An 11,809-nucleotide genomic window follows, 5' to 3' on the forward strand; every position below is an offset into this window, starting at 1 on the left:
ACTATGCGAACCATAAAGGATGAAAAATGATAAAAATCAGTTCCGATATTTTTTCTGAAAATTCACACCACCTTCTTCAACGCCTGGGAATTAAGGAGTTTAATATTCCTTCCTTCAATTTCTATTAAGCCTTCTTTTTTAAAGTCTGAAAGGGTTCTTATAAGGCTTTCTGGCGCCATTCCCGCAACACCGGCAAGATCTGCACGAGAAATCCTTATGCTTTTCAGTGGATGTTTTTTAATTTTTTCAGCAAAAAGTAAGATGGTATTTGCTGTTTTCTTGCGGACAGAACCGTATGCCATTCCCATTAACTGCTCCTTTAAACCTGAAAGGTTGTTACTTAGAATCTCTACTAATTCCAGCGTTACACGGCCATTGTTCGCCAGGATCTTGTGCAGTTCTTCTTTTGAAACTGCATAGAGCCGGGTATCTTCCATTGCAGTGGCAAAATCCTGATATGGGCTGGCGTTATTCAGTGAAATATTTCCGAAGAAATCGTCATCCTTAAAAAGTTCTGTAATAAGCTCTTTCCCCTGGCTATCCATCCTGTGGGCTTTCACCACACCACTTTTTACAAGGTAAAAGAAACTGGCCTGCTTGCCCGGTTCATAAATATTTTCTCCTTTCTTAAATTCGAGTAACTCATTTTTACTAATGAGGCTGCGAAGGTCTTCGAGACCTTTTAAAGACGATTCCTCCGGCTGCGGAGTTTTTTTCCTCTTATTTTTAAAAGAATTTATAATGGCAACCCTCGCCAGTCTACTTTCTATGGCGCTAAGCAAATCTTCCTCTTCAAAAGGTTTGGTAAGGTAATCGTCGGCACCAAGGTCCATCCCCTTGCGGATATCCTTATGTTCAGTTTTTGCTGAAAGAAAAATAAACGGAATATCTATAGTTTCTTCATTTTTGCTCAATTCCTCAAGAACGCCATAACCATCCATTTCTGGCATCATGATATCGCACACAATTACATCTGGAAGGATTTTTTTCGCTTTTTCGACACCCAGGCGTCCATTGGAAGCGGTTTCAATTTCGTAATCTGAAAGTTCCAGCAGTTCTGCCGTGTTTTCCCTTACAGTAACATCGTCTTCTATCAGCAATATTTTTTTCATGGTAATGACTTCTTTAATTCTTCTGCACTTTTTTACGGCTTCAATATTGGAATTTCTACCGTAAATTTTGTTCCTACGTGCTCCTTACTTTCAAACTTTATATTCCCACCAAGATTCTCCAGGTGTGTGTAGGCAATATTAAGCCCTATTCCCGTTCCCTGGTCCAGGAGTGCATTTTCTGCTCTAAAATAGCGTTCAAAAATATGCTTTTGATCTTTCTGTGGGATTCCTATTCCCTGGTCCTCTACTTCAAAAACTACCGATCTTTCTGTAGGTGTAATCCTGAAATCTATCAGCGTATTTTCGGGCGAATATTTTATTGCATTTCCCAGTAAATTCGAGAGAATGAGCTCCAGGATTTTTTCGTCGTGGTAAAGCATCATATCTTCAAGATCTTTGGTGTAGGTAATTTCCTGACCGTTTTTCAGGGTAATATTCGCATTGTAAACTACTTCATTTATTAACCTTTTCAGGCTAAAGTTGGTGTACTTATACTGGCCTTTTCCTGCTTCCAATCGTTCGATAGACAGGAAATCATTCAGGATATTATTAAGATAATGCACTTTATTCCTTATCGTTCCCAAATGCTTTTCGCGTTTGTCCTGCTGTTCTCCTTTTGTATATTTTTCAGCAAGTGTTGCCGAAGTTAATATTCCGCTGAGCGGAGTTTTAAATTCATGGGAAACCAGGGAAAGAAATTTTGTTTTAAGTTCATTAAGCTCCTTTTCCTTTTGCAGGGCATCCTTTATTTTTCGCTCTGCCGCCTTTCTCTTTTGGATTTCATCTTCCAGGTCGAGGTTTAAATTTTGCAGTTTTTGAACACTTTCCTGCAGTTCCTGTGTTCTTATTGCAATTTTATCTTCTAGCTTGTTATTGAGTTCCCTTATTTGCTGCTGTGTCTCCTTCCGCACACTAATATCGATAATTAAGGACATCACATAATCCTCACCGTCTATCTTAAAAGGGTTTAAACCCGCTTCAACAGGAAACTGGCTACCATCTTTTTTTAAGCCATGAAGGTCCCTCCCATGCCCCATTTGCCTTTTTTCACTACTCTCTAAAAACCTTGAAAAATGCTGGCCGTGGTTGGGCCGGTAATTCATTGGGATAAGTAGGTTAAGGGGCTCCCCTGTTAATTCTCCAGATTGGTATCCAAACATATATTCTGCAGCAGAGTTTGCGGCAATTATTGTTTGAGAAGCATCCACCACAATAATTCCTTCGGAAGCAGCTTCAAAAAGGACATTAAAGACATTTTTATTCTGAAAAAACTCGTTTTTCGCCACAGTTTCTGTTTTACACGAATTTACAAAAGCTAATTCATTTGAAGGAAAATCCTGAAGTTAAGATTCCATTTGTTGCGCTTACTAGTATGTATCAAAAATTGCCAATTTTCGGCCTTCTGTAAAAGATTAGAGAATCACTGTATATACAATTTATAAGACGTTTATCAAGGAGCGGAGTCGAAACCTAAGCTTTTTAGTTGAGAAGTTCTCGACTGCGCTCGAACAGACAATAAGTTCATCTTTAAAATACTGAAAAACAGTCAGGTTGAATTAAATTGATATATGTAGTTATTTAATAACCTCTAAAAATGAATAATGATGCAACCTCATTTGGTACAAAATTTCTGATTCAAATAAATTAATTTACCTTCACTTTTCTATTCAAAAGCCTGATTATCTATATTTATGACAATAACCGACTACCTGGAAATAGTAAATTCCCGATATACTTCTGGTATTTCAAGAGAGCATTCCTACCGCGCCGACTTAGAGAATTTATTAAGAAGCATCTTAACCAATATTGACGTTACCAATGAACCGGCGAATGTAACCGACTGTGGGAACCCTGATTATGTGCTAACCAACGGCAAAATCCCAATTGGCTACATTGAAGCTAAAGATGTTGGCAAAGACTTAAATTCCAAAGTTTATAAAGAACAGTTCTCACGTTACCGTAATGCGCTGGATAACCTTATTATTACCGATTACCTGTGGTTTCAGTTTTTCCAGAACGGGGAGTTGGTGCACGAAATAAAGCTGGCCGAGATCGATAATGGAAAAATAATTCCGGTAACAGAAAATTTTCAGCAGTTTGAAAACCTGATCAAGAACTTTTGCAGCTTTATTGGGCAAACAATCAAATCTGCTAAAAAACTGGCCGAAATGATGGCCGCCAAAGCCCGCCTTCTGCAAAATATTCTTGAAAACGCTATTACTTCCGACGAGGAAACCCAGGAAAATACTTCTTTACAAGGGCAGTTCCACACCTTTAAAGAAATACTTATCCACGATCTTACACCCAAAGGTTTTGCCGATATTTATGCGCAAACCCTGGCTTACGGAATGTTTGCCGCCCGCCTGCACGACCCTACTTTAGAGGATTTTAGCAGGCAGGAAGCCGCCGAACTTATCCCAAAATCGAATCCTTTTCTTCGGAAATTATTTGGCTATGTGGCCGGTCCAGATATAGATATACGTATAAAACCCACCGTAGATAACCTTGCCGATGTTTTTAGGGCAACCAATGTGGAACAACTGCTGAAGAATTTTGGGAAAAGTACGCAAACCCAGGATGCGATTATTCATTTTTATGAAACCTTTCTGGCAGAATATGACCCTAAATTAAGAAAAGCACGCGGAGTTTGGTACACGCCCGAACCTGTGGTAAAATTTATTGTACGTGCAGTAGATGATGTTTTAAAAACCGAATTTAACCTGCCGCAAGGTTTAGCCGATACTTCTAAAACAAAGATAAAAGTAAATACCGATGTAGCCGATAAACGTTCTGCAACCGGCTACAAACAAACCGAAAAAGAAGTTCATAAAGTCCAGATCTTAGATCCCGCGACCGGTACGGGAACTTTCCTGGCAGAAGTGGTAAACTATATTTACAGTAAAAAATTCAAGGCAATGCAGGGCGCGTGGAGCGGTTATGTAGAGCAGCATTTAATACCGCGTTTAAACGGTTTTGAATTGTTGATGGCCTCTTATGCAATGGCGCATTTAAAGCTGGAAATGCTTTTAAGGGAAACCGGGTATCGCGAAGAAAGCAGCCAGCGCTTAAATGTTTACCTCACAAATTCTCTGGAAGAACACCATAAAGACACCGGTACGCTATTTTCCAACTGGTTAAGTACCGAAGCCAATGAAGCCAACCATATTAAACGCGATACGCCCGTAATGTGTGTAATTGGAAATCCACCATATTCCGGAATTTCTTCAAATAACGGGAAATGGATTGCCGATTTAATTGAAGATTATAAATATGTGGATGGTGAACATTTCAACGAACGCAAACATTGGTTGAATGACGATTACGTAAAATTTATGCGGTACGGGCAACATTTTATCGAAAAGAATGGAGAAGGAATTTTGGCATTTATCAACCCGCATGGTTTTTTAGATAATCCAACCTTTAGGGGAATGCGATGGAACTTGCTAAAAACCTACGATAAAATATTTACTATTGATTTACACGGTAACGCCAAAAAGAATGAAACCGCACCCGATGGTAGCAAAGACGAAAATGTGTTTGATATTATGCAGGGAGTTTCCATTAATATTTTGGTAAAGAACGGAAAGAAAAAAGCCAAGGAACTTGGCAAAGTTTATCATTATGATTGCTACGGGAGGAGAAAAGAAAAATATGATTTTTTAAAAGAAAAATCTCTACGTTCTATTTCTTTTGAAGAATTAAGCTATACAAATCCATATTTCTTTTTTGTACCTAAAGAAGAAAAAGGAAGAAAAACATATGAATTAGGATATAGTGTAGAAAAGCTTTTTCCGACCAACGTGACAGGAATCTTAACAGCCAGAGATGCTGTAGTGATTGATTTTGAAGAAAACGTCTTAGTACAGCGAATAAAAAAATTTACCGATAAAAATTATACAGATGATCAAATTAGGAGTTGGTTATATCCAAATAAGAAAAAAGGAAAATATTTAATCGGGGATTCAAGAGGATGGAAGCTGTCGGAAGCAAGAAATAACATTTTAAAAAATAATCATAAAGAATTAATTAGAGATATTAATTACCGACCCTTTGATGTTCGGAAAATTTATTATTCGTCCTCAATGGTGGATTGGGGAAGAGAAATGTATATGCGTCACTTCATAGATAAGAATAACATAGGATTAATGATTTGTAGACAAACTGCAGTTGATAGTTGGGAGCATGTAGGAATAACTAATATGATTGCAGATGACAGTCGAGTATCGAATCGCTCGAAAGAAAGAGGCTATATCTTACCCCTCTACCTCTATCCGGAAACCACAGACCAACAAACCACCGAAACCCAGACAGAGCGTTCACCTAATTTAAACCCAAAAATCCTTGCGAAAATTGAAAAAAGTCTTGGCCTAACCTTTGTGCCAGAGAAGAACTCCCCTCCTTTGGAGGGGCCGGGGGAGGAATTCGCGCCAATAGATTTACTGGACTATATCTACGCAGTTTTACATTCTCCAACCTATCGCGAAACCTATAAAGAATTTTTAAAGATTGATTTTCCGCGGGTGCCTTATCCTGAAAATCAGGAACAATTTTGGAAGTTGGTAGCATTGGGCGGCGAACTTCGGAAAATTCATTTACTTGAAAGCCCGAAAACCGAAGAATATATTACCACCTATCCGGTAGACGGCGATAACGTGATCACAAGAAAAATCACGAAAACAAGTCCGGGTTTTGAAATTGCTGTCAGTTCGAGCGGAGTCGAGAACCAAAGCGAAGAAAAAACCGGAAAAGTATGGATCAATGATCAGCAATATTTTGACAATGTACCTGAAGTTGCCTGGGAATTTTATATAGGCGGCTACCAACCTGCCCAAAAATGGCTAAAAGACCGCAAAGGCCGGGAGTTAAAGTTTGAAGACATTATGCATTACCAAAAGATTATTGTCGCCTTAACTGAAACCGACAGGTTGATGAAGGAAGTAGATGAGATAGATTTTATAAATGAATAGCAGGGAAGTTTTTTCTATTATTAACATAACTTTGTTCACAAAAATGTGAACAAAGTTTATATTTGCAACAGGATTAAATGACTATTTTATTTTTACAAGCTTATTTGGAAGACCTCTACGAGGGTAAAACTAAAAAGTACAAAGAGTTTAAATCTAATCCTGCTTTAGTAAAACAGTACGTAAAAACAGTCAATAAACTGAAATCCATTACCCGGATTGAACAGCTTTATCAAATAAAAGGTCTTCACTACGAAAAAAAAGAAGGCGATTTAAGCGGGAAAAGCGCGGTCTGGATAAACAAACAATATCGAATCATTTTCAATGAAGTTGCTTCTAAAGAAGGTTCCCTACAAATCGATATTTTAGAATTAGAAGAACTCAGTAAGCACTACCAATAATTATGAAAGTTACCGACCTAACACCAATAATTGCAACCCATCCGGGAGAAATTCTTAAGGATGAACTGGACGCTTCTGATATTTCTCAATCAGATTTTGCAAAGACCATCGGGTTTAATAGAAGTCAGTTAAACGAATTTATTAAAGGAAAGAGAAACTTAAATGCAGACCTGGCTATTCTATTGGAGAAGACTTTGGGTATCGATGCTGAGTTTTGGATGGAAGCACAAAAGAATTATGATTTGGATTTAGCCAGAATTAAAGCAAAGAATCACGAAAGACTTGAGGCCATAGAACAATTGGATTTTATTAAAGACAAAATCGCATATAGCTTTTTAAAAAAAGAAAAAATTTTGCAGGGTGATCCAATTGAGGATGTAATTGCTATTAAAAATATTTACGAAGTCGAGCATTTTGAGCAACTTGCGAATATGCGAACACAGCCGAGTTTTTCACGCTTCAGAAAATCTACAAAGCTTAAAATCGATCCGGTAAATATCATTGGCTGGTCTAAACTAGTTGAGCATTTGGCCGGTTTTAAATCGGTTGCTGCTTTTGATTATAAATGTCAGGATCAATTGATGTATGAAATAAAGATAGTTCTTAAAGAGAACAACAATACTTTAGAAACCATTCAAAATTTATTAGGGGAATACGGCATTAAATTAGTTTTTCAGATAAAGGGAACTAAAACGCCGGTTGATGGAATTTCTTTTTGGAGTAAGGGAAACCCGGCGATTGGTATGTCTTTAAGACATAAGCGTTTAGATAATTTCGCATTTACTCTTTTTCACGAGTTGGGCCATATATTTAAACATCTGATAAATAATAATGAAATCCGCTTCATCGATTTAGATCCACAAAACGAAGATGAGGAGTATAAAAATTCCGTTGAAGAAAAAGAAGCCGATAAGTTTGCCGAGCAATATTTAATTTCTGATATTGAATGGCAGGGATACCTTGAAAAATATGGAGCTAATCCATTAGATGATCGTAACCTAACCGAGTACTCAGCAAAAATTGGCATTCACCCAAGTGTTCTTCGTGGCAGAGTGTGCCATAAATTTAAATTTTATAAAAAGAAAACTCAAATAGACTACAGGTTGTTATAGTAAGAAACGAAAACTGAATATGCATTCCAGATCACAAATGATATACTGGTAATTCTTTTCGTTAATGGTCAATAACAATATTTTTCGCCGCGCAACTATTTGTAAGCCTTTTCTAATTTTGGAAAAAGCGGGAGTTACTTCATAAAGAATGTTTTATTTCCTAGGTTTGGACAATTTAGATTTTTCAATTTCACCCATTGTTAAGCCACTCAATTATCTTTATAGCAAAATCACAATATTAATCACCTTGCAACAGCATGAAGTACCTGGCATATATTCCTTTGCTTTCATTTCTATTACTTATTTCGTGTAATGAGAAAGAAACAATGCCTGAATTATTGCAAAAAACAGCTGACAACCAGTTTTTTGTGCCCGATAATATTTATGCTTCTTCTGTGAGAGCCGCTTATTTTGACAGCATTTCCAAAGTAGCTCCAGATAATCAAAAAGAACGGTACGATCTCAAAAAAGCAAGTGCACTCTTGTATGCAGGTAAAACAAAAGATGCCATCGAGATCTTGGAAAGACTATGGAAAGAAAGCAATAAGGGGGCATTACGCTATAAACTAGAGGCATTTGAAGAAGAAAAAATAGGTCCTTTACTGGCCCTTGCCTATATGCGGCTGGGAGAACAACAAAATTGTATACATCACCATGATGCTTCTGCATCCTGCATTATTCCAATAGATCCCGAAGGCTATCATCAGGACCCGGAAGGATCCAGAAAGGCCATCAGTCTTTATGAGCAGTTTTTGAGACAGGATTCCCACGATTACAATAGCCGCTGGCTTTTAAATGTTGCTTATATGACTTTAGGGGAATATCCGGAAGGCGTACCAGAAAAATGGCTGATTCCGGAGAGTGTTTTTGAATCGGAATACCCATTAAAAAAGTTTAAAGATATTGCCCCTAAATTAGGTTTGAATATTAATGAATTATCGGGAGGCGGTATAGTCGAAGATTTTAATAACGACCATCTTTTAGATGTATTAATCTCCAGTTGGTTCCCTTCAGATCATCTAAAATATTTTATAAACAATGGAGATGGTAGTTTTTCAGAAAAAACCGAAACTGCAGGGCTGGAAGCGGTTACAGGAGGCCTTAATATGGTGCAGGCCGATTATAATAATGATGGTTTTCTGGATATTTTTATTTTGCGCGGTGCCTGGATGGGAAATCTTGGCAAACATCCTAATTCCCTCCTAAAAAATAATGGAGATGATACCTTTACCGATGTAACTATAGAAGCAGGTTTACTCTCACTCCATCCTACACAAACCGCAACCTGGGCAGATTTTAACAATGATGGGTGGATAGATTTATTTATAGGAAATGAATCTGAAACAGGAAATGTTCACCCTTGCGAGCTTTACATTAACAACGGGGATGAGACCTTCTCTAATCGTACTGCCAGTGCAGGGCTTACAATTAGTACTGCTGAAGAGCCTTTCTACGTGAAAGGAGTAACCACCGGAGATTACAATAATGACGGATGGATGGATATCTATGTCTCTACGCTACAATCTTCAAGTAAAAATTTATTATTTCTGAACCAGGGACCTGATAAAACCGGAAGTCTATACTTTGAAGAAGCGGGATCCCGGGTAGGATTGGAGGAGCAAATCTCAAGTTTCCCCACCTGGTCCGTTGATTATAATAACGATGGATGGATGGATATTTTTGTAGCAGGATACCAAAAATCTGACTTTTATACAATTGTTCCCGATATCGTCAAGGAATATTTAGGAGAACCAAACAGAGCAGAAACGATGCGCCTTTACCAGAATAACGGCGGTTCTTTTACTGATGTTTCGGCTAAAGTAGGATTGAACAAAATTGGATATGCCATGGGTGCTAATTATGGTGATTTGGACAACGATGGTTATCCCGACATCTACCTTAGTACCGGCGAAGTGAGTTATGAATCCATTATTCCAAACCGGGTTTTCAGAAATAATTCCGGAAAAGAATTTCAGGATGTTACCACCGCCGGGGGATTTGGACACATCCAAAAAGGTCACGCCGTCTCATTTTCTGACATTGATAATGATGGCGATCAGGACATTCATGTGGTTATGGGAGGCGCCTATGAAGGTGATAATTTTTTTAATTCGCTCTACATAAATCCGTATCAGGATGAGAACAACTGGATAAGCCTGAAACTGGAAGGAACAGAGGCCAACAGGGCAGCAATTGGCAGTAAAATTGAGGTGAAAGTTACAGAAGAAGGAGGTCTGGAACGTTCAATATTTCATACGATTAGTTCAGGAGGAAGCTTTGGTTGTTCTACTTTACGAGCGCAAATAGGATTAGGAAAAGCATCAGCAATAAATGAAGTAAAAATCCTTTGGGCAGGCAGTGGCACTACCCAAATCCTGAAAAACCTGAAGTTAAACACCTTCTATAAAATAACAGAAAATAAAGCTGAAGCAGAAGAATTAAATCTACAGCCTATTCAATTACAGGAAACCGTCCGGTAGGATTTCTGAATTTGAACATTTGACAAAGTATATGCCGATAATTGGCAATTATCGCTATTTATCTCTTCCCTCATAAACCTCCCTTTCAAAAAGTTACGAATCAGCAAAATCAGCTATTCCTTTGACATACAGAATACAAAATTAAAGCAACTAAAATTTAGTTGCAATTATTTCGATTTGTATATATTTGTATATGTCCAGAATTGAAAAGCTTGTTCAAAATTCTTAAGCATTCCAAAAGATCTAACCTGGGAGGAGTTCTCTAAGGTACTTGAGCACTATGGCTATATTGAGTTAAAGAAAAGAGGAAAGACGGAAGGATCCAGGAGAAAGTTTATAAATATAAAAAAGGACAATGATGTTATAATAGCGCACAAACCACATCCTCAGAATGTCGTGAAAAAGTATATCATTGAACAGGTAATTGAAAAATTAGAGCTGTAATGAAAAATTATTTAGAATATAATGGGTATTTAGGTACTGTAGCCTTTAGTGCCGACGATAAAGTTTTCTTTGGAAAGATACAGGGAATAAATGATTTAATTCTTTTTGAAGGAGAATCTGTTTCTGAATTAGAAAATAACTTTCGGGAATCGGTAGATGATTATCTGGAGACTTGCAAAGAAATAGGAAAAAAACCAGACAAAATTTTTAGAGGCAGCTTTAATGTTCGGATAGACAAAAAAGTACATAAAAAACTATTTATGCTGGCTGCTAAAAAGGGAATTAATCTAAATCAATTAGTGAGCAAATCCCTGGATTTTACTGTTGATAATGAAGAAATTGTTTTAAAATAGAACCTGATGATTTAGACTAGCACTTCTTAGTCTGTTCCTAAAAACCATCAAACTTAAGATTAAAAAAATGTGTTTTTGATGCCCAATGCATTGCAAATGCTTATCCACGGCCACGACAAGACCTCACAGGTTTTTGAAACCTGTGAGGTCTGTATTTATACTAAACAAAAGGAAATAAAGAACTATTTATTCGTGCATTAGTGAATATGGAAATATTAACTTTCTCGCCAGTTTTATCAGAAACAAAAAAACCGAACTCTTTGCAGAATTCGGTTTTACATTTTAGTTGGCCTACTAGGGCTCCCTTCGACTACGCCTCCAAAAAGGCTACGCTCAGGATAAACTTCTCGCCCTACTACCTCCGTTAACGAAAAAGCCCCAAACTTCCGTTCGGGGCTTTTTACATTTTAGTTGGCCTACTAGGGCTCCCTTCGACTACGCCTCCAAAAAGGCTACGCTCAGGATCAACTTCTCGCCCTACTACCTCTGTTAACGAAAAAGCCCCAAACTTCCGTTCGGGGCTTTTTACATTTTAGTTGGCCTACTAGGGCTCCCTTCGACTACGCCTCCAAAAAGGCTACGCTCAGGATCAACTTCTCGCCCTTCTACCTCCGTTAACAAAAAAGCCCCAAACTTCCGTTCGGGGCTTTTTACATTTTAGTTGGCCTACTAGGGCTCGAACCTAGACTCTTCTGGACCAAAACCAGACGTGTTGCCAGTTACACCATAGGCCAATGCTTAAATGCGGATGCAAATTTAAAACAAAGTTCTTTTTACACAAACATTTTCATCAAAATTATCGAAAAAATTCTTTTTCCTTGTAAAATTCAGTGATCCCAGGATCTTTCTCAGGTTGTAAAAGAACCTGTTTTTCTGTTTCCAAAGAAAATAATTCCTTTTAAAGAGCGTTCATCAGGCATTCACATATTTATTATTAAATTCG

Annotated in this window: 8 protein-coding genes and 1 tRNA gene; 6 read left to right on the forward strand and 3 right to left on the reverse strand. The window is 37.7% G+C overall.

The window, feature by feature from the left end; genetic code table 11:
- Window positions 1-62: 62 nt before the first annotated feature.
- Together RM545_RS09735 and RM545_RS09740 are read right to left on the reverse strand one after the other, a co-directional pair.
- On the reverse strand, window positions 63-1,112 hold the full coding sequence (locus RM545_RS09735; protein ID WP_311495135.1) for a response regulator: 1,050 nt from the start codon (window positions 1,110-1,112) through the stop codon (window positions 63-65).
- A 32-nt stretch (window positions 1,113-1,144) separates the two neighbouring features.
- On the reverse strand, window positions 1,145-2,398 hold the full coding sequence (locus RM545_RS09740) for a PAS domain-containing sensor histidine kinase (protein WP_311495136.1): 1,254 nt from the start codon (window positions 2,396-2,398) through the stop codon (window positions 1,145-1,147).
- A 405-nt stretch (window positions 2,399-2,803) separates the two neighbouring features.
- Here RM545_RS09740 and RM545_RS09745 point away from each other — a divergent pair, with 405 nt between their 5' ends.
- The 6 genes from RM545_RS09745 (at window position 2,804) to RM545_RS09770 (ending at window position 10,866) form a co-directional block, all read left to right on the forward strand.
- Window positions 2,804-6,079: a type ISP restriction/modification enzyme gene (locus tag RM545_RS09745; protein ID WP_311495137.1), complete on the forward strand. Its 3,276-nt coding sequence runs from the start codon at window positions 2,804-2,806 to the stop codon at window positions 6,077-6,079.
- Window positions 6,080-6,156: 77 nt separating this feature from the next.
- A complete protein-coding gene (locus tag RM545_RS09750; protein ID WP_311495138.1) occupies window positions 6,157-6,477 on the forward strand; it encodes a type II toxin-antitoxin system RelE/ParE family toxin in 321 nt (106 codons plus the stop codon).
- Between the two features lie 2 nt (window positions 6,478-6,479).
- Window positions 6,480-7,589, forward strand: coding sequence for a HigA family addiction module antitoxin (locus RM545_RS09755; protein WP_311495139.1), 1,110 nt, complete (start codon window positions 6,480-6,482; stop codon window positions 7,587-7,589).
- Between the two features lie 257 nt (window positions 7,590-7,846).
- Window positions 7,847-10,069, forward strand: a complete 2,223-nt coding sequence (locus RM545_RS09760; RefSeq protein WP_311495140.1) for a CRTAC1 family protein — start codon at window positions 7,847-7,849, stop codon at window positions 10,067-10,069.
- Between the two features lie 288 nt (window positions 10,070-10,357).
- Entirely contained in the window at window positions 10,358-10,513 is a 156-nt protein-coding gene (locus RM545_RS09765; RefSeq protein WP_311495231.1) for a hypothetical protein, read from the forward strand.
- Entirely contained in the window at window positions 10,513-10,866 is a 354-nt protein-coding gene (locus RM545_RS09770) for a type II toxin-antitoxin system HicB family antitoxin (protein ID WP_311495141.1), read from the forward strand. Before RM545_RS09765 ends, RM545_RS09770 begins: the two co-directional genes overlap by 1 nt.
- A gap of 661 nt (window positions 10,867-11,527) precedes the next feature.
- Here RM545_RS09770 and RM545_RS09775 read toward each other — a convergent pair.
- Window positions 11,528-11,600, reverse strand: a tRNA-Gln gene (locus RM545_RS09775).
- Between the last annotated feature and the right edge of the window lie 209 nt (window positions 11,601-11,809).

The organism is Autumnicola lenta (assembly GCF_031846515.1).
In the GTDB taxonomy this organism is placed as follows: domain Bacteria; phylum Bacteroidota; class Bacteroidia; order Flavobacteriales; family Flavobacteriaceae; genus Autumnicola; species Autumnicola lenta.

Excerpts from the sequence above, each read along its gene's own strand:
- RM545_RS09760 (WP_311495140.1), top strand. The coding sequence starts at position 7,847 with ATGAAGTACCTGGCATATATTCCTTTGCTTTCATTTCTATTACTTATT.
- RM545_RS09750 (WP_311495138.1), top strand. The coding sequence starts at position 6,157 with ATGACTATTTTATTTTTACAAGCTTATTTGGAAGACCTCTACGAGGGT.
- RM545_RS09735 (WP_311495135.1), bottom strand. The coding sequence starts at position 1,112 with ATGAAAAAAATATTGCTGATAGAAGACGATGTTACTGTAAGGGAAAAC.
- RM545_RS09745 (WP_311495137.1), top strand. The coding sequence starts at position 2,804 with ATGACAATAACCGACTACCTGGAAATAGTAAATTCCCGATATACTTCT.
- RM545_RS09770 (WP_311495141.1), top strand. The coding sequence starts at position 10,513 with ATGAAAAATTATTTAGAATATAATGGGTATTTAGGTACTGTAGCCTTT.
- RM545_RS09755 (WP_311495139.1), top strand. The coding sequence starts at position 6,480 with ATGAAAGTTACCGACCTAACACCAATAATTGCAACCCATCCGGGAGAA.